23 protein-coding genes are annotated in these 24,197 nt (G+C 71.4%); 8 read left to right on the top strand and 15 right to left on the bottom strand.

Features of this window, described 5'->3' with window-relative positions; translation table 11 throughout:
• The first annotated feature begins 160 nt into the window (after positions 1-160).
• Entirely contained in the window at positions 161-985 is an 825-nt protein-coding gene (locus LO772_RS19595) for a hypothetical protein (protein ID WP_231773325.1), read from the top strand.
• Positions 986-1,092: 107 nt separating this feature from the next.
• Here LO772_RS19595 and LO772_RS19590 read toward each other — a convergent pair whose 3' ends face one another.
• Together LO772_RS19590 and LO772_RS19585 are read right to left on the bottom strand one after the other, a co-directional pair.
• Positions 1,093-1,860: a L,D-transpeptidase gene (locus tag LO772_RS19590; RefSeq protein ID WP_231773324.1), complete on the bottom strand. Its 768-nt coding sequence runs from the start codon at positions 1,858-1,860 to the stop codon at positions 1,093-1,095.
• Between the two features lie 148 nt (positions 1,861-2,008).
• On the bottom strand, positions 2,009-2,896 hold the full coding sequence (locus tag LO772_RS19585; protein WP_231773323.1) for a TIGR03854 family LLM class F420-dependent oxidoreductase: 888 nt from the start codon (positions 2,894-2,896) through the stop codon (positions 2,009-2,011).
• A 332-nt stretch (positions 2,897-3,228) separates the two neighbouring features.
• Between LO772_RS19585 and LO772_RS19580 the strand changes: the two genes are divergently transcribed.
• The 4 genes from LO772_RS19580 to LO772_RS19565 all read left to right on the top strand — a co-directional run bounded on the left by LO772_RS19580 (position 3,229) and on the right by LO772_RS19565 (position 6,289).
• Positions 3,229-3,576 (top strand): hypothetical protein, encoded by a 348-nt coding sequence (locus LO772_RS19580; protein ID WP_231773322.1) that lies wholly within the window; start codon positions 3,229-3,231, stop codon positions 3,574-3,576.
• A gap of 202 nt (positions 3,577-3,778) precedes the next feature.
• Entirely contained in the window at positions 3,779-4,960 is a 1,182-nt protein-coding gene (locus tag LO772_RS19575) for a zinc-dependent alcohol dehydrogenase (RefSeq protein ID WP_231773321.1), read from the top strand.
• 8 nt (positions 4,961-4,968) lie between these two features.
• Positions 4,969-5,235 (top strand): DUF4235 domain-containing protein, encoded by a 267-nt coding sequence (locus tag LO772_RS19570; protein ID WP_231773320.1) that lies wholly within the window; start codon positions 4,969-4,971, stop codon positions 5,233-5,235.
• 13 nt (positions 5,236-5,248) lie between these two features.
• Entirely contained in the window at positions 5,249-6,289 is a 1,041-nt protein-coding gene (locus LO772_RS19565; protein ID WP_231773319.1) for an iron-containing redox enzyme family protein, read from the top strand.
• Positions 6,290-6,349: 60 nt separating this feature from the next.
• Here LO772_RS19565 and LO772_RS19560 read toward each other — a convergent pair whose 3' ends face one another.
• The 3 genes from LO772_RS19560 to LO772_RS19550 are packed head-to-tail and all read right to left on the bottom strand — an operon-like array spanning position 6,350 to position 8,024.
• Positions 6,350-6,595 (bottom strand): CDGSH iron-sulfur domain-containing protein, encoded by a 246-nt coding sequence (locus LO772_RS19560; RefSeq protein WP_331717257.1) that lies wholly within the window; start codon positions 6,593-6,595, stop codon positions 6,350-6,352.
• Positions 6,579-7,244 carry a HemK2/MTQ2 family protein methyltransferase gene (locus tag LO772_RS19555; RefSeq protein ID WP_231773318.1) on the bottom strand — a complete coding sequence of 222 codons (666 nt, stop codon included), beginning with the start codon at positions 7,242-7,244 and terminating at the stop codon, positions 6,579-6,581. The genes LO772_RS19560 and LO772_RS19555 overlap by 17 nt, the downstream gene beginning before the upstream one ends.
• 54 nt (positions 7,245-7,298) lie before the next feature.
• Positions 7,299-8,024: a FadR/GntR family transcriptional regulator gene (locus tag LO772_RS19550; protein ID WP_231773317.1), complete on the bottom strand. Its 726-nt coding sequence runs from the start codon at positions 8,022-8,024 to the stop codon at positions 7,299-7,301.
• 143 nt (positions 8,025-8,167) lie between these two features.
• Here LO772_RS19550 and LO772_RS19545 point away from each other — a divergent pair, with 143 nt between their 5' ends.
• The 3 genes from LO772_RS19545 to LO772_RS19535 are packed head-to-tail and all read left to right on the top strand — an operon-like array spanning position 8,168 to position 10,976.
• The gene (locus tag LO772_RS19545) at positions 8,168-8,908 is read left to right on the top strand and encodes a (Fe-S)-binding protein (protein ID WP_231773316.1); all 741 of its coding nucleotides are present in this window, start codon (positions 8,168-8,170) and stop codon (positions 8,906-8,908) included.
• Positions 8,905-10,350, top strand: coding sequence for a LutB/LldF family L-lactate oxidation iron-sulfur protein (locus tag LO772_RS19540; protein WP_231773315.1), 1,446 nt, complete (start codon positions 8,905-8,907; stop codon positions 10,348-10,350). The genes LO772_RS19545 and LO772_RS19540 overlap by 4 nt, the downstream gene beginning before the upstream one ends.
• Positions 10,347-10,976: a LutC/YkgG family protein gene (locus LO772_RS19535; protein ID WP_231773314.1), complete on the top strand. Its 630-nt coding sequence runs from the start codon at positions 10,347-10,349 to the stop codon at positions 10,974-10,976. Before LO772_RS19540 ends, LO772_RS19535 begins: the two co-directional genes overlap by 4 nt.
• A gap of 324 nt (positions 10,977-11,300) precedes the next feature.
• On the opposite strand, the gene LO772_RS19530 is transcribed toward LO772_RS19535, so the two are convergent.
• The 10 genes from LO772_RS19530 to LO772_RS19485 form a co-directional block, all read right to left on the bottom strand.
• On the bottom strand, positions 11,301-12,062 hold the full coding sequence (locus LO772_RS19530; protein ID WP_231773313.1) for a DUF6928 family protein: 762 nt from the start codon (positions 12,060-12,062) through the stop codon (positions 11,301-11,303).
• A 381-nt stretch (positions 12,063-12,443) separates the two neighbouring features.
• Positions 12,444-13,922: a rhamnulokinase gene (locus tag LO772_RS19525; RefSeq protein WP_231773312.1), complete on the bottom strand. Its 1,479-nt coding sequence runs from the start codon at positions 13,920-13,922 to the stop codon at positions 12,444-12,446.
• Between the two features lie 26 nt (positions 13,923-13,948).
• Positions 13,949-15,394, bottom strand: a complete 1,446-nt coding sequence (locus LO772_RS19520; RefSeq protein ID WP_231773311.1) for an L-fucose/L-arabinose isomerase family protein — start codon at positions 15,392-15,394, stop codon at positions 13,949-13,951.
• Positions 15,395-15,527: 133 nt separating this feature from the next.
• The gene (locus LO772_RS19515; protein WP_231773310.1) at positions 15,528-17,579 is read right to left on the bottom strand and encodes a bifunctional aldolase/short-chain dehydrogenase; all 2,052 of its coding nucleotides are present in this window, start codon (positions 17,577-17,579) and stop codon (positions 15,528-15,530) included.
• 57 nt (positions 17,580-17,636) lie between these two features.
• Positions 17,637-18,809 (bottom strand): L-rhamnose isomerase, encoded by a 1,173-nt coding sequence (gene rhaI, locus LO772_RS19510; protein WP_231773309.1) that lies wholly within the window; start codon positions 18,807-18,809, stop codon positions 17,637-17,639.
• Between the two features lie 80 nt (positions 18,810-18,889).
• Positions 18,890-19,237, bottom strand: a complete 348-nt coding sequence (locus LO772_RS19505) for an L-rhamnose mutarotase (protein WP_231773308.1) — start codon at positions 19,235-19,237, stop codon at positions 18,890-18,892.
• 65 nt (positions 19,238-19,302) lie between these two features.
• Positions 19,303-20,385 (bottom strand): rhamnose ABC transporter substrate-binding protein, encoded by a 1,083-nt coding sequence (gene rhaS / locus LO772_RS19500; protein ID WP_231773307.1) that lies wholly within the window; start codon positions 20,383-20,385, stop codon positions 19,303-19,305.
• A gap of 81 nt (positions 20,386-20,466) precedes the next feature.
• On the bottom strand, positions 20,467-21,498 hold the full coding sequence (locus tag LO772_RS19495; RefSeq protein ID WP_231773306.1) for an ABC transporter permease: 1,032 nt from the start codon (positions 21,496-21,498) through the stop codon (positions 20,467-20,469).
• Complete coding sequence (locus LO772_RS19490) at positions 21,491-22,534, bottom strand: ABC transporter permease (RefSeq protein ID WP_231773305.1); 1,044 nt, start codon at positions 22,532-22,534, stop codon at positions 21,491-21,493. Before LO772_RS19490 ends, LO772_RS19495 begins: the two co-directional genes overlap by 8 nt.
• Positions 22,531-24,099 carry a sugar ABC transporter ATP-binding protein gene (locus LO772_RS19485; RefSeq protein WP_231773304.1) on the bottom strand — a complete coding sequence of 523 codons (1,569 nt, stop codon included), beginning with the start codon at positions 24,097-24,099 and terminating at the stop codon, positions 22,531-22,533. Before LO772_RS19485 ends, LO772_RS19490 begins: the two co-directional genes overlap by 4 nt.
• Between the last annotated feature and the right edge of the window lie 98 nt (positions 24,100-24,197).

Raw genomic sequence — 24,197 nt, 5'->3', positions numbered from 1 at the left:
ATGGGCGAGCAAAGAGAGAGTCTGGCAAGAGTAACGCCGTTGGGGGTGCGGGCGGTTCCCGGTTCGAGGCGCGAACAGGCGCGCTGATGGGCCGTCACGTGGGTATATCGGGTTCTTTGTCGGTGTCTGATGCGTATTTCGACCGCGGCGCCGGGCGATCGTGGAACGCTGCGCACCGAACCAGGAACTCCCGGACGGGGTGACGATGCCGCTGCACCTGTACGAGATCCTCCCGGGCGGGGACCCGCTGCCCGCGTGGGCCGCCGCGACGACGCCGCGGTCCGGCATCCACACCGATCCGATCCGGCGCGCGATCGGCTGGATGGTCGGCGCGTTCATCGTCACGTTCCTGATCACGCGCGCGGTCACGCGGATGATCCGGGCGGGCAAGGGCCCGTTCCGGAACATCGAGTTCGGCGGCAGCGGCCTGCACGTGCACCACCAGGTGTTCGGGATCTTCCTGATGCTGCTCGCGGGGGCGGCGGAGTTCGCGTACCAGCCGACCGGAGTGGCGCAGTCGGCGCTGGCGGGGGCGTTCGGGGCGGGGGCGGCGCTGACGCTCGACGAATTCGCGCTGTGGTTTCACCTGGACGACGTCTACTGGTCGGCGGAGGGCCGCCAGTCGGTGAACGCCGTGCTGATCGCGGCGGCGTGCGGCCTCCTGCTGATGCTCGGGGCGAATCCGTTCGACGCCGGTTCGGAGCGGAGCCGCCCGGCGGTCGCCGTGCTCGCCCTGGTGAACCTGGCGTTCGCCCTCGGGGCGATCTTCAAGGGCAAGGTGGCGACGGGGCTCATCGGCGTCCTGATCCCGGTGATCGCGATCGTGGCGTCGCTGCGGATCGCCAAGCCGACCTCGCCGTGGGCGCATCGGCGCTACCCGGAAGGCTCGCACAAGCGTGCGAAGTCGCTGCGGCGCTTCCCTCCGGGCCGGCGGACGTGGTGGGACCGTGCGAAGGACCTGGTGGGCGGTGCGCCCAGTACGTGACGGCGGCCGGGCGCGGGACGACCGCCGGGCGCCTGGTCCGCGACATGCGTGTGGGCGGCGCACCGGCGCCGCCCACCCACGAATTCCGGGCCGCTGGGGCCCGACGGTCACGAGGACCGGTAAACGATCACCTTGTCACCGATGCGCGACTCGTTGAACAGCTTTTGGATCAACGCCTTGTTGCGGACGTTCACACACCCGTGCGAGGCACCGTTGTAGCCATTGGCGGCGAAATCCGGCGAGTAGTGGACCGCTTGGCCGCCGCTGAAGAACATCGCGTACGGCATCGAGGTGTGGTAAATCGTCGACACGTGGTCCTTGGACTTCTGGAACACACTGAACGCACCCTCGCGCGTGGGCAGTTCCTGGGAGCCGAAGCGGACCTCGAAGGAATACTGCGGCACCCCGTCGATGACCCAGGTCAGCTTGCGCGTGGTTTTGTCGATGCACATGGCGCGGCCTGTCATACACCGCGCGTCGAGTCCGGCGACCTTCGGGGGAGTTTTCGTCGTCGGCTTCGTGGTGGGCTTCGTCGTCGTCGGCTTGCTCGTGGGGGGCTTGCTCGTGGACGGCTTGGCGGTGGTCGCCGGGGGCTTCGTGGTGGACGGCTTGGTGCTCGGCGCGGTGGTCTGCGGGGCCGGGGGCGTCGTGGCCGGCGCCTCCGAGCTGGGTATCGCGACGGGCGCCTCGCTGCTCGGGGGCGCGGTCGTCGGCGCCGGCTCGGAGGGGGCCGCGGAGGACGGAGGGGCGGACGCCGGAGCCGCCGCCGCGACGTTGGCCTTGGCGTCATCGCCGTCCGACGAACCGGAGCTGCACGCCGAGGCGGCCAACACCACAGCCACCGCCGCGGCCAGGGTTATGCGCTTCTTCTTCACAGTTCGTTCAGCCCTTCTCTTTCCCGGGCGACCCCGCCGGGTTGCTTATGCCCGATTGACGCCGTACGGGGGATCTCGGGTTGCACGCCTTATGTCTCAGGTGTGTCACGCGGGAAAAGGCGCCACTGCGTGTGGCGGGGCGTTGACGTCAGGTCTCCAGCGGCAGCAGTTCCTCGGTGAATTCCGCCAGGAATTCCGACCACGAGGGCGGCGGGGTCGCGGGGCGGATCACGAACTTGCTGATTCCGCCGTCCACGTACGCCCGGATCATCCGGCGGGCCGCTTCCCAACCGGTCGGAATCAGTTCCTCGGCGGCGGCGTCCGGACGGCGTTCGCGCAAGGAGTGCACCAGGGCGTCGGGAACGGCGCCGAACGCGACGGGGAGGCTGAGGCCGAAGTGGTCGTCGTCCACGGTCCGGCCGGCCTCCGCCGCGGCGGCCTCCACGGCGGTGCGGCCGGCCGCGGCTTCCGCGGCGGTGACGTTGGCCGCGAGCCAGCCGTCCGCGAGCCGTCCGACGCGGCGCAGGGCCATCGGGCCGCTACCGCCCAGCCAGAGGTCCAACGGCCGTGCGGGGCGCGGGCGTACGGTCATGTGCTCGCAGCGGTACCAAGTGCCCTCGAAGGTGACGTCCTCCTCGGCGAGGAGCGTGCGCACCAGGGTCAGCGCCTCGTCGAAGACGTCGCCGCGTCGTCCCGGGACGGGGAACAACGGGCGCTCGAACGCACGTGCGTGTTGCAGGCCGAACGCCGGGAGGACGCGCCCGGGCGCGAGGTCGGCGAGGGTCGCCAGTTCCTTGGCAACCGAGAAAGGGTTGCGCCCGGGCAGTACGGAGACTCCCGTGCCGAGCTTCAGGCGCGTCGTCCGGCCCGCGGCGAAAGCCATGCCGACGTGCGGATCGGGCAGGTCGGTGGTGACGGTGTCGGGCAGCCACAGCGAGTCGACCGACAGTTTCTCGCAGAGGTCGACCACACCCGCGAAGGTCAGGTCGTCGTCGGCGGCGCGGGGGCCGAGGCCTATGCCGATGCGTATCTTCACCGGAACACCGTCGCTCCGGACTGACGGCGCGTCAACAGCCCCGCACGGGCGGACCGGGGCCCTCTACCCCGAGGCGCGGCGGGCGGCAAGGCGAACGGGTGCCACCGGACGGGCAAAACCGGTCGTCCTACTCGCCAGGAAACTTCCGGAATGTCCGCTTAAGATTGGATCAGATCGCACATGAGCGCTATCCGTGAGCGATGTTCGCCTTTTCGACGCGTTTGGCGTATTCGCTCTTGGTTAGCCGTCAGAAGTAACGGCAAGGCACCAAGGCACGGTACGGCGGTCCACGTGACCCCCGCGGCCTTCACCCCCGACCTCAGGCGGCGCACATGTACCTCGTCTTCGCCCTCTTGGCCCCGATCGCCATGTTCGGACTCCTGCCGGGACTCGCGTGGTTCGAAGAACGCATGCTCGGCCCCGCGACCACGCGGAAGAAGCCGGACGCCACACCCGATGCCGAGCCCGACGGCGCGGAGGTCACCCCGCTCCGGCCCACCCCGATCCCGTTCCGGCCCGCGCGGTCCTCCGCCGTCGCGCCGCAGATCACGCCGCTGGCCGCCGTACCGGATCCGGCGCCGCGACATTCGGGGCGGACGCCCGTACGGCACTCGACCGACCGGGCGTCGCAACACCACCGGCACACCCTCAAACGCCGCCGCGGCCTGCGGGCCGCCTGAAGGCCGGGACGCCACGGACCACCGGCGCCCGGTCCCGCCGAACAGCGGCGGGACCGGGCGCCGACTCGTGTCCGGGGGCCCGGACCCGGCGTTTCGCGGCGGGCCGACCGGACAGCCGAAGGGGTGACCTGCCCGTACGGCCGTCGCCCGGCCCCCGACGGCGCCGGCCGCCGGGCGCGACCGCGACAGAACAGGATCCGCGATGAAGGCCCTGACCTGGCAAGGCCGCCGGGACGTCCGCGTGGACACCGTCCCCGACCCGGTGATCCGGGACGCGACCGACGCGGTCGTCCGCATCACCTCGACCGGCCTGTGCGGCTCGGACCTGCACTTGTACGAGGTCCTGGGTCCGTTCCTGAACCCCGGCGACATCCTGGGCCACGAGCCGATGGGCATCGTCGAGGAGGTGGGCCCCCAGGTCGCGTCGCTGCGGCCCGGCGACCGCGTGGTGGTGCCGTTCAACCTGGCGTGCGGCACGTGCCATATGTGCGTGGCGGGCCTGCAGTCGCAGTGCGAGACGACGCAGAACCACGACCAGGGCACCGGCGGATCGCTGTTCGGCTACACCGAGTTGTACGGCGGAGTCCCGGGCGGCCAGGCGGAGTTCCTGCGCGTGCCGTTCGCCGACCACCTTCCGGTCAAGGTCCCCGAGGGACCGCCCGACGACCGGTTCCTGTACCTCTCCGACGTGCTGCCGACCGCGTGGCAGGCCGTCGCGTACGCCGACGTGCCCAAGGGCGGCACGCTCGCCGTCCTCGGCCTCGGCCCGATCGGGGACATGGCCGCCCGCATCGCCCTGCACCAGGGCGTCGAACGGGTGTTCGGCGTCGATCTGGTGCCGGAACGCCTGCAACGCGCCGCCGAACGCGGTGTCGAGGTGCTGGACCTGCGCGACCACGACGACATCGCCGAGACCGTGCGGTCGCTGACCGACGGGCGCGGCCCCGACGCGGTCATCGACGCGGTCGGCATGGAGGCCCACGGGGCGCCCGTCGCCAAGGCGGCCCAGCAGGCCGCCGCGCTGCTGCCGGACTCGCTGACCGCCAAACTCATGCGCAAGGCGGGCGTGGACCGGCTGAGCGCCCTGACCACCGCCATCGACATGGTGCGGCGCGGCGGCACGATCTCCGTCGTGGGCGTCTACGGCGGCATGACCGACCCGATGCCCATGCTCACGATGTTCGACAAGCAGATCCAACTGCGCATGGGGCAGGCCAACGTCCGCCGCTGGGTCGACGACCTGCTGCCGCTCCTCGCCGACGACGACCCGCTCGGCACCGAGGGGTTCGCCACCCACCGCATGCCGCTCGACCGGGCCCCGGAGGCCTACGAGATGTTCCAGGCCAAGCGCGACGGCGCGGTCAAAATCGTCCTGCGCCCGTAGGAGGGGTCATGAACGCAGCCAAGATCGCCTACAAACCCGTCGGCCTCGTCCTGGGCGCGGTCGGCGGCGCGTTGGCCGGCGTGGTGTTCAAGCAGGTGTGGAAGGCCGCCGGCTACGAGGACGACGCGCCCGGCGCCAAGGACGAGGAACGGACCTGGGGCGAAGTGCTGCTCGCGGCGGCCATCCAGGGCGCGATCTTCGCCTTCGTCAAGGCGGCCGTCGACCGCGGCGGCGCCACCGCGGCGCGGCGCGTGACCGGCGTCTGGCCGACCTGACGGGGCGCCGGACATGACGGCCGACGAGCTGCCGCTCCCGCGCGGTCCCGTGTCGGACGCGGTGCTGGCGGCGCTGCGCACGCCCGCCGGGAGCGCGCCGACCGCCGTACCGACGACGGGCCTCGATCCGTGGGGCGAGGATCTGCACCTGGCTTTGTACGCCTGCCACGAGCTGCACTACCGGTCCTTCCCCGGCGTCGATCCGGGCTGGGAGTGGGACGTCGGGCTGCTGGAGACGCGCGGGCGCCTGGAGGCGCGCTTCCTGGACGCGCTGCGCGCCGAGACCGGCGGCATCCCCGGGTGCGGCGGGTCAACCGGTGTGCCGCCGGACGACGTCGCCGCCGCACTGGCGCCGCTGCTGTCCGCCGAGCCGACCGACGGCACGGGCGTCTCGCATGCCCTGGCCGCCGCGCCGGACCTCGCGCGGTTCCGCGAATACGTCGTCCACCGCTCGGTCTACCACCTCAAGGAGGCCGATCCGCACGCGCTGCTCATCCCCCGGCTCACCGGGCGGGCGAAAGCGGCGGTGGTCGCCGTCGAGTTCGACGAGTACGGCGGCGGGCGGGCCGAGCGCATGCACGCGACGTTGTTCGCCGACCTGATGCGGGGGGTGGGGCTCGACGCCACGTACCACGCGTACTTGGACGTGGTGCCGGCGCCGATGCTGGCCGTGGTCAACCTGATGTCGACGTTCGGCTGGCATCGCGGGCGACGCGGCATGATGGTCGGCCATTTCGCCGCGGCGGAGGCGGGAACGCCGCCGAGTGCCGCCCGACTCGCGAAGGTCGTCGCCGCGCTCGGCGTCGAGGACCCGGCGTGTGCGCTGTTCTTCACCGAACACGTCGAGGCCGACGCGGTGCACGAGCAGCTGATGCGCCGCGAGGTGATCGGCGGGTTGCTCGACGAGGACCCGGGGTTGGCCGCCGACATCGTGTTCGGGGTGCACGCGACGGGACGGGTCGAGGCACGGTTCGCCGCACACGTGGTGGGTGCCTGGGAGGCCGGGCGGTCGTCGCTGGGGGCGTGGGGCCGCGACCGCGGAAACGGCCTGTGAGCGCGGCGGATTCGAGGATGCGCGGACGAGTGCCGCGCCGGTGGTCTGGTTGCCCGGTGGTCAGGTCGGCGGTGCCGCGCGGCGGGTGCGGTGGCTGGTGTCGCACCACGGCATGCGCTTGCTGCGGCGGCACGCGCACACGGCCGTCACCACGCGGTCCGAGTGCGCGAACGAGCCGTCGGGGAGTTCCACGTCGACCGGGCCCGACACGAGCACCGGCCCTCCGGGCACGACGGTGACGGTCGTTCCGGCGGTCGTTCCGGCGGGGCGGCGGCGGTCGTGGTTCGGGTCAGGAGTGCCTGTCACCACGGATCACCACCAACTCCTCTTCGCGGCAGCCGGGTTCCACCAGTCCGCCGGTCTCCAGGTAACGCGCGCGGGCGTGCAGCACCGGTCCGAACGGCTCCCGGCTGTGCGCGACGACCCCGGCGCGCAGGCCGACGGAGCCGAGCGTGCGGAGGGTGGCGTCGACGCCGCACAGCGACGACTGCACGACCAGGACCGAGCCGCCGGGCCGCAGGACGCGGGGAATCTGTCGGCACAGCCGGTCGAGCAGCAGTCGGCCGTCGTGGCCGGCGTCCCAGGCGCGTTCCGGGCCGCGTCCGGGGAGGCCCGGTGCCGGGGCGGGCACGTACGGCGGGTTGGCGAGTACGACGTCGAACACGCGTCCGACGACGGGCTCCAGCAGGTCGCCGTGGCGGACCGCGACGCCGCGGCGGCGGCACAGGCTGTTCGCCCGGGCGGCCCACACGGCGCGGCGCGAGATGTCGACCGCGGTGACGCGGCAGTCGCCGCCGCCGGCCGCGGACACCGCCATCGCCACCGCGCCCGTTCCGGTCCCCACGTCGAGGACGGACCGGGCGCCGCTCGGCAGCCCCTGGTCGACGTACGCGGAGACGAGCAGGCGCGTGTCGGCCTGCGGCCGGTACATCCCCGGCAGACGGATCAGCCTCATGGCCGGGCGGCTGCCCGGCCGCCCCTCCCCCAAACGGCGTACCCGGGCGTGCGGTCAGCCCTCGGGATAGGAGCGGCGCAGGTGGTCGTGGACCGCTTCCGCGGCATCGTCGGGGCGGCCGGACTCGACGGCGGCGAGGATGCGGTCGTGGTCCTCGCGCAGGGCCGCGGCGGACTCCGGCCAGCCGAGGCGTTCGACGGCCTCCACCGCGTGCCGCCCGACGGCGTCGCGCAGGCCGTGCATGAGCGTGGCCACCACGGAGTTGCCGGACGCCTCCGCCAGAACGATGTGGAAGTCGGTGTCGGCCGCGTTGAACTGATCGGGTGTCAGGTCGGGGGCGGACATCCGGCCCACGGCGTCGCGCAGGCGCGCGAGGTGTTCGGGACCGGCGTGTTCGGCGGCGGACCGGGCGGCCCACGTCTCGATGACCCGCCGGGTCTCGACGATGTCGTGCATCGAGAAGTGCGCGAGCCCGACGTGCAGGCGCAGCACGTCACCGAGCGCCTCGGCCGGGCGCCCGGCGAGGACCGCGCCCGCGTCCGGGCCCCGGCCCGTCGAGGAGACCAGCACGCCCATGGCCTCCAGCACCCGCAGCGCCTCGCGCACCGACGCGCGGCTCACGCCGAGCGATTCCGCGAGCTGCCGCTCCCCCGGCAGCCGGTCGCCGGGGCGCAGGCGGCCGGCGGTGATCTGCTCCTCGATCCGCGCGAGCACCTCCTCGTGGGCGCGCAGCCGGCGCACGGGCCGCCAGTCGGGGCCGTCGGTCGGGGGAGTGCTCACGAAGTTCTCCTCGAACGGGTGATTCGTCGGTCGGACCACAGGATGACATGGCGCATGATGGATGAACCACTGTATGGTCTGACCACATGGCCCATGGTTGTCCGGACCATGGCCGACCGAAACCCCGCAAGGAGGCCGCACCCGTGCGCGTCGCACTCTTCATCACGTGTGTCAACGACACGCTCTATCCCCGCACCGGGCAGGCCGTCGTGCGCCTCCTCGAACGGCTCGGCTGCACGGTCGACTTCCCGGTCGAGCAGACGTGCTGCGGGCAGATGCACTGGAACACCGGCTACGGCACACAGATCGAGCCGCTGGTCCGGCGCTTCGCGGACACCTTCGCGGGCTACGACGCCGTGGTGACGCCGTCGGGGTCGTGCGGGGCGATGATCCGCGACAACCACCCGAAGGCGGCGGCCCGCGCCGAGGACCGGGCCCTGGCGGACGACGTCGCGGCGGTGGTGCCCACGGTGTACGACCTGAGCGAGTTCCTGGTCGACGTGCTCGGCGTCACCGATGTCGGCGCGTACTTCCCGCACAAGGTCACCTATCACCCGACATGCCACTCGATGCGGCTGATGAAGCTCGGCGACCGCCCGACGACGCTGCTGCGCAACGTGCGCGGCCTGGAGTTGCTGGAGCTGCCGGGGGCCGACGAGTGCTGCGGCTTCGGCGGCACCTTCGCGGTCAAGAACCCGGACGTCTCCGCGGCGATGGGCGCGGACAAGGTCCGCAACGCGGCCGGCACCGGCGCGGAGGTGCTGTGCGCGGCCGACAACTCCTGTCTGATGCACCTGGGAGGCATGATGGACCGTCAGCGCACCGGCGTACGCACGCTGCACCTCGCCGAAATCCTGGCCTCCACCGAGGAGTTGCCAGCATGACGGGGACATTTCTGGGGATGCCCCCGTTTCCGGAGGCCGCACACGACGCCGTCAACAACGCGCAGTTGCGCCACAACCTGCGCAAGGCGACGCACACCATCCGGGGCAAGCGCGCCGCCGTCGTCGACGAGCTGGACGACTGGCCGCAATTGCGCGCCGCGGGCAAGGCGATCAAAGACCACACGCTCCGCCATCTCGACCGCTACCTGATCCAGGTCGAGGAGGCGGTCACCGCGGCGGGCGGCCACGTCCACTGGGCCGCCGACGCCGACGAGGCGAACCGCATCGTGACCGACCTCGTCCGGGCGACCGGCGAACGCGACGTGGTCAAGGTCAAGTCGATGGCCACGCAGGAGATCGGGCTCAACGAAGCCCTCGCCGACGCGGGCATCCGGGCGTACGAGACGGACCTGGCCGAGCTGATCGTGCAGCTCGGCGACGACCGCCCGTCGCACATCCTGGTGCCGGCGATCCACCGCAACCGCAGTGAGATCCGCGAGATCTTCCTGCGCGAGATGGCGGAGTGGGGCGAGCCGGCGCCCGCCGATCTGACGGACGAGCCGCGCGTACTCGCCGAGGCCGCGCGGCGGCACCTGCGCGAGCGCTTCCTGAGCGCCAAAGTCGCCGTCTCCGGCGCGAACTTCATGGTCGCCGAGACCGGCACGCTCGTGGTCGTCGAGTCGGAGGGCAACGGGCGGATGTGCCTGACGCTGCCCGAGACGCTGATCTCGGTCGTCGGCATCGAGAAGGTCGTCCCGACGTGGGCCGACCTCGAAGTGTTCCTCCAACTCCTCCCCCGCTCCTCCACCGGCGAGCGGATGAACCCGTACACGTCGACCTGGACGGGCGTGACGCCCGGTGACGGCCCGCAGGACTTCCACCTCGTGCTGCTCGACAACGGCCGCACCCATGTGCTCGCCGACGAGGTGGGCCGCCAGACGCTCCGCTGCATCCGCTGCTCGGCGTGCCTCAACGTCTGCCCGGTGTACGAGCGCGCCGGAGGGCACGCGTACGGCTCGGTGTACCCGGGCCCGATCGGCGCCATCCTCACACCACAACTACGCGGCACCGCAAGCGCGTTGGATGCCTCGCTCCCCTACGCCTCGTCGCTGTGCGGCGCGTGCTACGACGTCTGCCCGGTGGCCATCGACATCCCCGAGGTGCTGGTGCACCTGCGCGAGCAGGTCACCGAGCAGCCCGGCCACCGTGCGGAACGCGCCGCGATGAAGGCCGCGGGGTGGGTCTTCGCGGACCCGTCGCGCCTGTCCCGCGTGCAGCGCCTGGCCGGCCACACGCGCCGCCTGATCCCCAAGCGCCTCCCCGGCCCGGGCGCGGCCTGGACCGATACCCGCAACATCCCCGAGCCCCCCGCACAGTCGTTCCGCGACTGGTGGGCGCAGGAACGCGGTTCGGACGGCTCCCCCAGGAGGGACGACGCATGACCTCCCGCGCCACGGTCCTCGGCCGCATCCGCGCGGCTCTGGCCGACGCCCCCGCCGACACCGCCGCACCTCTCGACCGCACCTACCGCCGCCGCCACACCGACGCGGACAACACCCTCCCGCTCCTCGTCGAGAACCTGCGCGACTACCGCGCCATCGTCCACGAGGTGACGCCCGATCAGCTCCCCTCGGCGATCGCCGACGCCCTCCGCCGCCGCGGCTGCACACGCGTCGTCGTCCCCGCCGGCACACCCGAGACCTGGACCGCCGATGTCTCGGGTATCGAACTCCTCGGCGACACCCCGCCCCTGACGGTCGACCAACTCGCCGCCGCGGACGGCACGATCACCGGCAGCGCGGTCGCCATCGCCGAGACCGGCACCATCGTCCTCGACGCCGGTCCGGCCCAGGGCCGCCGCGCCCTCACCCTCGTCCCCGACTACCACTTGTGCGTCGTCCACGCCGCCGACGTCCACGCCTCCGTCCCCGACGCCCTCGGCCACCTCGACCCCACCCGCCCCCTGACCTGGATCAGCGGCCCCTCCGCCACCAGCGACATCGAACTCAACAGAGTCGAGGGCGTCCACGGCCCCCGCACCCTGGAGGTACTGGTGGTGCGCGACTGACCCGATGCCGGACACCTGGCGACGGTCTTGCCCGCCGCACGGCCTCCAGCTCCGCGCGGTGCATGGTCAGAGCCAACAAAGGCACATCAAGCAACTCAACAGCGGATTCCTCGGCAAACCGTCGCCGGCCCGGGAGTTCCCCGTCCACCGGCTGCGCGGAAGAGCCGAGCCCACCGCCCGGGGCCGCCCCGGGGGTTGACCTCCCGTCGGCGAGCGTCCCGGAACGCCGCACCTGGACACGGCCACGAACCGCACGGAAATGCGCGTATGAGCAGCCGCGACGGTCTCCGTCCCCGACGGCCCGGTCGCGCGGGTGCCGACGGATCACGGCTCGTCGATCTCCACCCATCGGCCGCCTTCCCTCCGGAACCGGAGAGGAGGCCCCATCGCGGCGACGCGGGCGTCGCGTTCGGCCTTGCGCTGTTCCGGCGTCGGTCCCTCCGGATCGGTGAGACGGAATCGGTGGACCGGGACGTCGAAAGCATCGATGTCGTCCGACTCGGGCCGACCCTCCATGACGAAGCCGAAAAGCTCGCGGAGTGCTTCCTCACCGAGTTCCAAGGGGTGGAAGGGCAAGGGGTAGGGGGCCTGGTTCGGCCACCCGGGGTCGGGTTCCACCGGGCACGCACCGGACCAGAACCGCTCCTCGAAGGGAAGCCGCTCCCCGATGTCCTCCCTCACCCCGCCATCGGGCGAAAGGCTCAACGAACGCACGAGCACGCCATCGCGCCAGACCGCGAACGCCAGCCAGTCGACCACGCTGTGCATCGCGTGCAGAACGACGGTACGGCCCTCCGCCGACTCCACGTAGTGGGACGGTAGTTGCGATGGATAGTCGACCATGACCTTGCGGTCGCAGAGTATGTCCACGCCGGGGAAGGACACGGCATACGCGACGCCTTCGGACGGATACGCCGACTCGCTCAGGTTGGAGTGTTCCTCCTCCTCAGCCGTGATCCGCCAACCGGGATACAACCTCCGCACGATCGTCTCGGCCCGCGCGCGATCGTCGTGTGCGGGACGGCTCCGTAGTGCGTCGCCGATACTTCCTGCGGCGAACGCCAGCAGACCGGTCTTGGCTCCCAAGGGAAATCCTCCTCCACGCAAGATCGTTCGCTCGGTCGCGGGTGCTTCCGTGGCGAGATTCAAGCGGTTCGACCCGACATGGCGGAGCGACCGCGACGTCGGGCGCGCGGTGCACGTCCGCCGGGTCACGCGGGCGGCGGAGTCCGGCAGAGGTCGGCGTCGCGGAGGTCGGTACCGCGGAGGTGGACCGTCGGCTTGTCGGGAGGGCCCGCAGGCGGCGGCGGTGGGTGGCGATTCTGCGGTCCGTCACGAGACGACGGCTCGTTCGGCTGTTCACAGACGCGCCGTGTCGCCGCATCTTCGTCGTCGGCCGTGGGCTGTTCGGCGGCGGTGCGTGCGGGGACCGGTGACCGGCGTCGTGGGCTGAACCGGTAGGGCGGCTCAGCGGTTTCCGACCGCCCAGTGAGCGCCCAGTTCGTAGGTGTCCCAGCGGGTGGGGTTGCCGGTCGGTTCGTAGCGGCGGAGTTCGCAGGTCGCGGCGATCAGGGCGCGGGTTTCGGCGAGGTCGCCGACGACGCCCGCGGCGCGGGCCTGCATCATGAGGTTGCCGATGGCGGTGGCCTCGACCGGGCCCGCGACGACGGGGATTCCGCAGGCGTCGGCGGTGAGTTGGCAGAGCAGGGCGTTCCGGGCGCCGCCGCCGACGAGGTGGATGGTCTCGACCGGGGTGCCGGACAGGCGGACCGCGTCCTGGAGGGTGCGGCGGTAGGCCAGGGCCAGGCTTTCGATGATGCAGCGGACGACGGCCGCGGGGGTTTCCGGGGTCGGCTGGCCGGTGCGGCGGCAGTAGCGCGCGATGCGGGCGGGCATGTCGCCGGGAGGCAGGAACTCCGGGTCGTCGGGGTCGATGACCGACCGGAACGGCCTTTCCACGGAGGCCTGTTCGAGGAGCGTGGGGAGGTCGGCGGGCAGGCCTTGGGCGGCCCACACGCGGACGCACTCCTGGAGGAGCCACAGGCCCATCACGTTGCGGAGGTAGCGGATGGTGCCGTCGACGCCGACCTCGTTGGTGAAGTTGGCCTCGCGGCTTTCGGGCGTCAGGACGGGCTTGTCGAGTTCGACGCCGACCAGGGACCACGTGCCGCACGAGATGTAGGCGAAGTCGCGGCCGGTGGCGGGGACGCCGACGACCGCGGACGCGGTGTCGTGGGAGCCGACCGCGACGACGGGCGTGGCCGGGTCGAGTCCGGTGGCCTCGGCGGCGTCGGCGGTGAGCGGGCCGATGACCGTGCCGGGGTCGCGCAGGGGCGGCAGGAGGCGCGCGGGGATGCCGGCGCGGGCGGCGAGTTCCGTCGACCAGGTGCCGGTGCGTACGTCGTACAGCTGCGTGGTCGAGGCGTTGGTGCGTTCCGCGCCCGAGCAGTCGGTCAGCCAGTACGCCAGCAGGTCGGGGATCAGGAGCAGGCCCGTGGCCTCGTCCAGGCGGGCGGAACTCTCGGCGGCGAGTTGGTAGATCGTGTTGAAGGGGAGGAACTGCAGTCCCGTCGCGGCGTAGACGTCGGAGCGGGGGACGGTCTCCAGGACGCGGTTCATGACCCCGTCGGTGCGCGTGTCGCGGTAGTGGACCGGGTTCCCCATCAAGGCGCCGCGCGCGTCCAGCAGGCCGTAGTCGACCGCCCAGGTGTCGATGCCGATCGAGGCGGGCGTACGCGAGACCCCCAGCTTGCGCAGCCCTTCGAGGGCTTCGCCGTAGAGGCCGAGGATGTCCCAGTGGAGCGTCCCACGCACGCGCACCGGGCGGTTGACGAAGCGGTGTACCTCGTCGAGTTCGAGCACTCCGGGTGCCACCCGCCCCGCGATGACGCGTCCGCTGGAGCCGCCGATGTCGACGGCGGCGAAGACGGATGGCGGGGTGGTCACGGTGATCTCCAGAAAGCTGCGAGGTGTCAGACGGTCACGAGGCGGAGGCCGGTCAGGTCGGAGACCGCACGAAGGTCCTCGACCAGGTGGCCGGTGGCCAGCGCCCAGTGGTGGTGGATGCCGGTGGCGCTCCACGCGTCGGTCCACTCCCCCGGGTCGCGTCCGAAGTCGACGCGCGAGGTGGTGTTGCCGATGGCGAGCAGCGGGCCGTCGACGACGGTGCCTTCGGACGCGACGAGTTCGAAGCGGCCGTCGTACGTCTGGGACAGGCCCACCAGCGTCACCGGGCCGTGCTTGACGTCGAATTCGACCGACACGCCCCAGCCGCGCTTGCCGTGGTAGACGCCGAGGCCGCGCAGCAACGGGCGGCGTTCGCTGATGGCGAGGTGGCCGGGGCCGTCGTGGCCCATTTCGACGACGCCCGCACCGAAGTCCAGCGCCTGCAGTTCGGTGAACGAGCCGCCCGCGCCGAGGCGGTCGGCGATCAGCATCGCGAGCGAGGTGCGGAGTTCGTACTCGCCGCAGGTGGGGATGCCGCGCGCGGTCAGCAAGGACGCGCCGAGGATCATGCCGGCGCCGAGGCGTTCGTGGAGTTCGCCGTCGAGGCCGCGGTGGTAGTACGCGAGCGTGTCGAGGTCGAAGTCGGCGACAAGGCGGTCGAGGCCGACCGAGACGCGTGCCGCCCATTCCAGGTCGTCGGACTTCACGGACGCGTCGAGCTCGAACGTCTCGCGGGTCTCGGCGAGTTTCGCGGCGACCTGGTCGTCGGTGACGTCGGCGACGCGTACGCGCAGGTCGTCGAACTCGACGATCTCGACGTGCCCGCCCGCGTGCGCGGCGACCATGGTCGGATCGGACGAGACGTCGTACATCCCCGGGTACAGGTGCCCCATCAGACCGTGGCGGCCGTTGCGCAGCACCGAGCGCACCCCCGCCGCACGGATCCAGCGGCCGATCCGCCGCCACGCGTTCTCGTCCTCCAAGTGGCCGGACACCGACCGGAATTCGACGCCCACGCGCCGGAACGCGTTGGCCATCTCCGGCAGCGGGCAGGCCCCGCAGTAGGCGAGCCACGCGCCGGTGTCGAACGTCGCGTGGTCCATCGACTCGGTCGGCTGGAGGTTGATCAGCAGGACCGGCGCGCCGGACCGCTGCGCGATCGGGACCAGCATGGTCGCGGTCATGTAGGTGGTGAGGAAGCCGACGATCAGGTCGCAGCCCTCGCGCCGCAGCCGCTCGGCCGCCGCCGCGCCCTCCTGCGCGTCGGAGATGAAGCCGACGTCGACCACGTCGGCGTCGAACGCGCCCATCCGCTCCGCGACCCGCTCGGCGGAGCGCCGCAGTTGCGGCAGCAGGTCGGGGAACTGCGGCCAGTACGCGCCGAGTCCGCCCGCGACCAGGCCGATCTTCGGCCGTCGTGCCACGGCGGGTACGCGCGTGAAGGCGGCGGCGGGGTCCGGGGTGACGGCCATGGTGGCGCGGTCCTTTCTGGAGCGGTCGTGCGGGTGCCACGAAGTGGCGGTGCCGGCGGGGCGGGTGAGTCCCCAGGGGCAAGGACTCGGCCCCCGCCCCGCCGGCGGTCGCGGGGAAAACGGCGCGGCGCGCCTAGCGCAGGAACGCCGCGGCGACGCCCGCGTCCACGGGGATGTGCAGGCCCGTGGTGTGCGAGAGGTCGCCGCCGGTGAGGGCGAAGACGGCGTTGGCGACGTGGTCGGGAAGGACCTCGCGCTTCAGCAGCGTGCGCTGGGCGTAGAACTCGCCGAGCTTCTCCTCCTCGACGCCGTAGACCGCGGCGCGCTTGGCGCCCCAGCCGCCGGCGAAGATGCCGGAGCCGCGCACCACGCCGTCCGGGTTGATGCCGTTGACACGGATGCCGTGCTCGCCCAACTCCGCTGCCAGCAGGCGCACTTGGTGGGCCTGGTCGGCCTTGGTGGCGCTGTAGGCGATGTTGTTGGGGCCGGCGAAGACGGCGTTCTTGGACGCGATGTAGACGATGTCGCCGCCGATCCTCTGGTCGATCATGACGCGGGCGGCCTCGCGCGAGACGAGGAACGAGCCGCGTGCCATGACGTCGTGCTGGAGGTCCCAGTCGCGGGCGGTGGTCTCCAGCAGCGGCTTCGACACCGACAGACCGGCGTTGTTGACGACCAGGTCCACGCCGCCGAACGCCAGCGCGGCGGACGCGAACGCGGCCTTGATCCGCTCCTCGTCGGTGACGTCGACCGTGACGGCGACGGCCTTGTCCGGGCCGCCGAGTTCGGCGGCGACGGTCGCGGCGGCCTCCGCGTTGAGGTCGGCGACGACCACGCACGCGCCCTCGGCGACCAGGCGGGTCGCGATGGCCTTGCCGATGCCGGAACCCGCGCCCGTCACCAGCGCGACGCGCGTGGCGAGCGGCTTCGGCTTGGGCATCCGCGCGAGCTTGGCCTCTTCGAGCGCCCAGTACTCGATGCGGAACTTCTCGGATTCCTCGATCGGCGCGTAGGTTGAGATCGTCTCCGCGCCGCGCATCACGTTGATCGCGTTGACGTAGAACTCGCCGGCGACACGGGCGGTTTGCTTGTCCTTGCCGTACGAGAACATCCCGATGCCGGGCACCAGCACGATCGCCGGGTCGGCGCCGCGCATCGCCGGGGAGTCGGGCGTGGCGTGCCGCCGGTAGTACGCGGCGTACTCCTCGCGGTAGGCCTCGTGCAGCTCCCGCAGCCGGGCGGTCACGTCGTCGAGCGGCGCGTCGGGGGCGGTGTCCAGGACGAGCGGACGCACCTTGGTCCGCAGGAAGTGGTCGGGGCAGGACGTGCCCAGCTCGGCGAGCCGCGGGTGCTCGGCGCGGGCCACGAAGTCCAGGACCACGTCGGAGTCGGTGAAGTGGCCGACCTGCGGCCGGTCCGTCGACGCCAACCCCCGCAGCAGCGGCGCGAGTTCGGCGGCACGGGCACGGCGCGCGTCGTCGGGAAGCGGTGCGTACGCCGGGAGTTCGGCGCCGAACGGGTGCCGGGCCGCGTCGAACCGCTCGGCGATGAACGCCTCGGCGGTGCGGATGATGTGGAGCGAATTCGCCTGGCATTCCTCGGAGGTGTCGCCCCACGCGGTGATGCCGTGTCCGCCGAGAACGCATCCGATCGCCTGCGGGTTCGCCTCCTTGATCGACGCGATGTCCAGGCCGAGCTGGAATCCGGGGCGACGCCACGGCACCCACACCACGCGGTCGCCGAAGCACTCCGCGGTCAGCTTCTCGCCGTCCGCCGCGGTCGCCAGCGCGATGCCGGAGTCCGGGTGCAGGTGGTCGACGTGCGCGGCCTCGACCAGGCCGTGCATCGCGGTGTCGATCGAGGGGGCCGCGCCGCCCTTGCCGTGTGCGCAGAAGTCGAACGCCGCGACCATCTCGTCCTCGCGGTCGACGCCCGGGTAGACGTCGACGAGCGCGCGCAACCGGTCGAGGCGCAGCACCGCGAGCCCGGCCTCGGTCAGGGTGCCGAGGTCGCCGCCGGAGCCCTTGACCCACATCAGGTCGACCGGCTGCCCGGTGACCGGGTCACGGTCGGTGCCTTTGGCGGAGGTGTTGCCTCCCGCGTAGTTGGTGTTGCGCGGATCCGCTCCGAGAGTGTGCGAGCGGTTCAACAGGTCTTCCACCGCCGGGTGGGTCGGTGGCTTCATAAGGTCTGCCCCTAGGTGACGTAGGTACGGACGGCGTTGCGCATCAGAGGAGTCGGTTCAGGCGCCCCAGCCGGCCTGCGTGCCGCCGACCCGCTCGGCGCGGATGCGCTCGGCGTAGCCGGACGCGGCGAACGCGGCCATCGGGTCGGGTGCGAGGCCCTGCTCGGCGCGGAGTTCGGCGAGCAGCGGGCGCACGTCGGTGTTGTACGCGTCCATCAGCACCGCGTTGGCGCCGAGCACGTCGCCGGACCGCTGCGCGGCGGCCAGCGCGTCGGCGTCGACGAGCAGCGCCTTGGCGGTGGCCTCCTGGACGTTCATCACCGAGCGGATCTGGCCGGGGATCTTCGGCTCGATGTTGTGGCACTGGTCGAGCATGAACGCGACCTCGGACGCGTCGTCCAGGCCGCCGCCGCGCACGACCTCGTGCATGATGCGGAAGAGCTGGAACGGGTCGGCGGCGCCGACCATGAGGTCGTCGTCGGCGTAGAAGCGGGAGTTGAAGTCGAACGCGCCCAGCTTCCCCTCGCGCAGCAGGAACGCGACGATGAACTCGATGTTGGTGCCCGGCGCGTGGTGGCCGGTGTCGACGACGACCTTGGCGCGCTCGCCGAGTTTGAGGCAGTGCGCGTACGCGGTGCCCCAGTCCGGGACGTCGGTCGTGTAGAACGCCGGCTCGAAGAGCTTGTACTCCAGGATGATCCGCTGGTCGCCCGTGAGCCGCGCGTACACCTCGGCCAGCGCCTCGGCGAGGCGGTCCTGGCGCTCGCGGATGCCGTCCTGGCCGGGGTAGTTCGTACCGTCGGAGAACCACAGCTTGAGGTCGCGCGAACCGGTCGCGTCCATGACGTCGACGCATTCGAGCAGGTGGTCGGTCGCCTTGCGGCGCACGCGGGGGTCGGGGTTGGTGACCGAGCCCAGCATGTAGTCGTCGTCCTGGAACACGTTGGAGTTGATCGCGCCGATCGCGACGCCCACGTCCTCGGCGTGCTTGGCGAGAGCGGCGTAGTCGTCGACCTTGTCCCACGGGATGTGCAGGGACACCGTCGGTGCCACACCGGTGTGGGCGTGCACCTGGGCGGCGTCCGACAGCTTCTCGAACGGGTCGCGGGGAACGCCCTGTTGCGCGAACACCTTGAAGCGCGTGCCGGAGTTGCCGTACGCCCACGACGGTGTCTCGATCCGCTGGGTGCGGAGCCGCGTCCTGACGTCTTGCCCGTCCTGCTCGGTCATCGCTTCAACTCTCCTGCTGCGTCTGCTGCTGGTGTGCTGCGTACAAGGTTCCGCGGGGGCGGCGTTCCGCCCGGGAAGGCTCACGCGAGGTGGAAGACCTCGTCGAGCGGGGCCATGGCCTCGTCGGGCCGCTGCCCGTCGAGGGGTTCGAACAGGTCGCCCATCTCGGCCTGCCAGCGGGCGTTGACCTCGGTGGCGTCCATGGCCGCGCGGGCGGCGTCGAAGTCGGGGGTTTCGAGGTAGCCGACGAGCAGCCCGTCGGGGCGCAGGAAGAGCGAGTAGTTGTGCCACCCGGCGGCGGCGAGTGCCGCGCGCATTTCCGGCCACACGGCGGCGTGCCGTGCCCGGTACTCCTCGATGCGTTCCCGACGGACCTGGAGGACGAAGCAGACGCGCTGCCCGTCGTTCTCCGGTGTGCCGCTCGTCATGGCTGCCCCGATCCCTTTCCGACTGGTTTCCGGTGGGGACTCCGACCCGATCCGACCGGCGGTGATCAGAAGTCGTACTGGTCGATGTTCTGCGCGTTGAAGACCGTCGGCGGGCCGAGGATGACCTCGCCGTCCTTGCCGATGGTGTATTCACCCAGGTCACCGGCGGTGAACTTCTCGCCCTCGGCACCGGTGATCCGACCGGAGGCCAGCGCGGCGGCCGAGTAGACGGCGAGCTTGCCGAGCTTCTTCGGGTCCCACAGCGAGAACTGCTCGACGGTGCCGCTCTTGACGAACTGCCGCATCTGGTTCGGGGTGCCCAGGCCGTTCACGACGACCTTGCCCTTGTACTGCGAGCCGTCGATGTAGCGGGCCGCGGCCGAGATGCCGACGGTGGTCGGGGCGACGATCGCGCGCAGGTCCGGGTTGGCCTGAAGCAGACCCTGCGTCTCCTGGAAGGACTTCTGGTCGTCGTCGTCGCCGTACGCGACCTTGACGAGCTGCATGTCCTTGTACTCGGGCTTGGCCAGCTCCTGCTTCATGTACTCGATCCAGGTGTTCTGGTTCGTGGCGTTCTGCGTCGCCGACAGGATCGCGATCTTGCCCTTGTAGTCGATCTGCTTCGCGACGTTCTGCACCAGGCTGCGGCCCACCTCCTCCGAGTTCGCCTGGTTGATGAAGAGCTGGCGGCAGTCCTTGGCGGTGTCGGAGTCGTACGCGACGACCTTGATGTCCTTCGACATCGCCTGCTTGAGCGGGCCGCACACGGCGTTGGAGTCGTTGGCCGCGATCATGATCGCGTCCTGCTTCTGCTGGATCAGGGTGTTGATGTACGACACCTGCGACGACGCGTTGGCGTCCGACGGGCCGACGCGCTTGGCCTCGCTGCCTATCTCCTTGGCCGCCGCGACACCCGACTCGCCGGTGATGGTCTCGTACGGGTTGTTGATCTGCTTGGGCAGGAAGGCCAGTTTGAGGCCGGTCTTCAGCTCCGCGTTCGGGTCGGCGCTGGCCGTGCTGCCGGCGGCGCCGGAGTCGGACTTGCTGTCGTTCTTGCTGGTGCCGGAGCAGCCGGCGACGGTGAGACCGAGAACGGTCGCCGCGGCGACGGCCGCTGTGGTGCGGCGGCCCGTGATTCCGAGGTTCATGGTCGTCCTTCGAGGGTCAGTGATTCCGGGGGGGTGGGGGCAGGGCGGAGACGGTGGCCGCCGAGGCGGCGGCGCCGCGGGTCACGCGGGCGCGGGACCCGATCGGCGTCGCCGCTGCCCGATGGCCTGGATGGCCCTCGGGGTCAGCACGGAGACGACGAGCAGCACGCCGGTGACGATCGACTGGACTTCGTTCGCCACGTCGTTGAGGGTGAGCAGATTGCGCAGCACGGCGATCAGCAGCAGGCCGGAGACGACGCCGAGGAGCGTGCCCTTGCCGCCGTTGAAGTCGACGCCGCCGAGCAGCACCGCCGCGATGACGGTCATCTCGAAGCCCATCCCGTTGTCGGCGCGGGCGCTGCCGTAGCGGAGCGTGAAGACCAGCCCGGCGAACGCCGCGACGACGCCGGTGAGGGCGAACAGCGCGAGCTTGATGCGCTTGACGCGGATGCCCGCGAAATACGCGGCCTCCTCCTGCGCGCCGACGGCGAACATCGCCCGGCCGATACCGGTCGCGTGCAGCACGACGGCGGTGACCGCCGCGAGGATCGCGAACAGGGCCATGGGGAACGGGATGAACCCGAACACCGTGCGCTGTGTGAGGTCGGCGTACTCCTGCGGGAACTCCGCGACGGCCTTGGTGCCCAGCACCACGGACGCGAGCCCGCGATACAGCGTCATCGTGCCGATCGTGACCGCGAGCGACGGCAGGCCGACCTTGGTGACCAGCAGGCCGTTGACCAGGCCTCCGGCGAGTCCGACCAGCAGCACGATCGGGATGATCATCTCGAACGTGTAGCCGGCGTCCCACAGTGATCCGGCCAGCGCGCTGGACAGGCCCAGCATCGACGCGACGGACAGGTCCACCTCGCCGCACACCACCAGCAGCGTCATCGGCAGCGCGATGATGGCGACCTCGGCGATGTCGTTGAGCGCGAACGACAGGTTGCCGCTCGTCGCGAACGACGCGTTGTCGGCGCTGCCGAAGCCGAAGACGGCGATCAGGATGACGGTCACCGCGAGGTCCCAGCGCAGGAAGCGCTGCCAGCCCGCGGACTTGGCGCCGGACACCTCGGCCGGTGCCTCCGGCTGTTTCGTCAGGGTGTCAGCCATGGCGGGCGTTCCTCCTCCGCAGTGCGCGGGTCACCCGCACCTGGACGATCCGGTCGATGCTGATGGCGGCCAGCAGGAGCGCGCCGTTGATGGCCTTCTGCCAGAAGGAGTCGACCTTGAGGACCACCAGCGAGCTGGCGATCGTGGTCAGCAGCAGCGCGCCGAGCGCCGCACCCCACACCGTCCCGACACCGCCGGTGATCGCGACACCGCCGACGACGACGGCGCTGACGACCTGGAGTTCCCAGCCGGCCGCGGCGTCCGCGACGACCGTGCCGAACCGGGACAGCCACAGGGCACCCGCGAGGCCGGCGATCGCGCCGGAGAAGACGTACGCCGCGAACACGCGCTGCCCGGACCGCACTCCGGCGAGGCGCGCGGCCTCGGGGTTCGAGCCGATCGCGTACAGCTCGCGCCCGGTGCGGTAGCTGCGCAGATACCAGCCGGTCGCCAGCAGCACGACGGCGGCGATCAGCGGCAGGTACGGGATGCCCAGCACGCTGCCGGTGCCGAGGTCGAGGACGCCCTTGGGCAGGGTCGCGGCGTTGATCTGCTCGCCCTGGGCCCAGTAGTAGTCGACGCCCTGGATGATGTAGAGCGTGCCGAGGGTCACCACCAGCGACGGCACTTTCCCGAGGCTGACGAGCAGCCCGTTGAGCACACCGCACGCGACGCCGACGAGGACGCCGATCAGGACCACGGTGAACACACCGTGGCTCGACCCCGACGCGAACTTGCCGCACGCGAAGGCCGAAAGGCCCACGACCGAGCCGACCGACAGGTCGATGTTGCGGGTCACCACGACGACCGACTGGCCGACGGCGAGCAGCACGAGGATCGACGCGTTGAGGAACAGGTCCTTGACGCCCTGCTCGGACAGGAAGCGCGAGTTGCTGAGCTGCGTACCGACCACCAGGGCGACCAGCGCGACGAGCAGGGTCAGCTCGCGGGCCCGGAACACCTTGTCGACGAGACCGCGCGACGAGGCGGCTTTCTCCGGTTCGGCCGCGGGCGGCGATATGAGCGTGGCCGTCATGCGGCGGCGTCCCTTCCGTTCGAGTTACCCGCGGAGGCACCGGAACGGCCGGTCGCCGCCGCCATGACGGTCTCCTCGGTGGCGTCCGCCCGGGACAGCTCCGCGGTGATGCGGCCCTCGTGCATCACCAGCACCCGGTCGGCCATCCCGAGAACCTCGGGCAGGTCGGAGGAGATCATGAGGATGGCCAGGCCCTCGGCGGCCAGCCCCGACAGCAGGCGGTGCACCTCGGACTTCGTACCGACGTCGATGCCCCGCGTGGGCTCGTCGACGATGAGTACCTTCGGGCCGGTCGCCAGCCACTTGGCGAGGACGACTTTCTGCTGGTTGCCGCCGGACAGCACACCGACCGCGTCGGACAGCCGGGCGTACTTCAGCTGCAGCCGCAGCGCCCAGTCGCGGGCGGTGCCGTGCTCGGCGCGGCGGTCGATCAGCCCGGCCTTGCTCAGCGCGTGTAGCCGGGTCAGGCCCATGTTGTGCTCGATCGACAGGTCCATGACCAGGCCCTGCGCACGCCGGTCCTCGGGGACGAGCGCGAGCCCGGCGTCCATCGCGGCGGTGGGCGAGGCGGTCTTGTACGTCTTGCCGACGACTTCGACGCCCCCCGCGTCGTACCGGTCGACGCCGAACACCGCGCGGGCGACCTCGCTGCGGCCCGCGCCGACGAGTCCGGCGAGGGCGACGATCTCGCCCGAGCGCACCTCGAAGGAGACGTCGCGGAAGACGCCCTCGCGGGTGAGGCGGTCGACGCGCAGCGCGGTCGTGCCGATGACCGCGTCCTGCTTGGGGTAGAGCGAGTCCAGGTCGCGGCCGACCATGCGGCGGACGAGGTCGTCCTCGGTCAGCCCGTCGAGGAGTTCGGACGAGATCCACCGGCCGTCGCGCAGCGTCGTGACGCGCTGGCACAGCGCGAAGATCTCTTCGAGCCGGTGCGAGATGAACAGCACGGCGGCGCCCTGCTCCCGCAGGGTCCGGACGACGCCGAACAGCCGGGCGACCTCGCTGCCGGTCAGCGCCGCGGTGGGCTCGTCCATGATCAGTACGCGCGCGTCGAACGACAGGGCCTTGGCGATCTCGACGATCTGCTGGTCGGCGATCGACAGGCCGCGCGCCGGCTGCTCGGGTTCGAGGGCGACCCCGAGGCGGCGGAACAGCTCGGCCGTGGTGCGGTGCATGCTCCTGCGGTCGATCCGGCCGAGCGCGCGGCGCGGCTGGCGTCCCATGAAGATGTTCTCCGCGACCGACAGATCGGGGAACAGCGTCGGCTCCTGGTAGATGACCGCGACGCCCGCGTCCCGGGCGGCGGCCGGGGTGCCGAACGTCACCGGCTCGCCGTCCAGCAGCACCTGGCCGCTGTCGGGGCGGTGGACGCCGGCCAGCGTCTTGATCAGGGTCGACTTGCCGGCACCGTTCTCCCCGGCCAGGGCGTGGGCCTCGCCCGCGAACAGTTCGAGGGAGACACCGTGGAGCGCACGCACCGCGCCGAAGGACTTCTCGACGTCGCGCAGCGCCAACACGGGCGTCGCCGGCGGGTCGCCCCCGGGAGTGGTCGGTACAGCGGTCATGAGGTTCAGCTCCTCGTCGCCCGTTCAGGTCACGCACATGCAATGAAACGTTTCATACACGTTGCCAGGAAGTTAGGTCGGTGCGGCGCGTCGCGTCA

Origin of the sequence: Yinghuangia sp. ASG 101 (genome assembly GCF_021165735.1) — a bacterium.
In the GTDB taxonomy this organism is placed as follows: domain Bacteria; phylum Actinomycetota; class Actinomycetes; order Streptomycetales; family Streptomycetaceae; genus Yinghuangia.
Note: the sequence above shows the minus strand (reverse complement) of the source record. Positions and strands in the feature narration are given on the sequence as shown.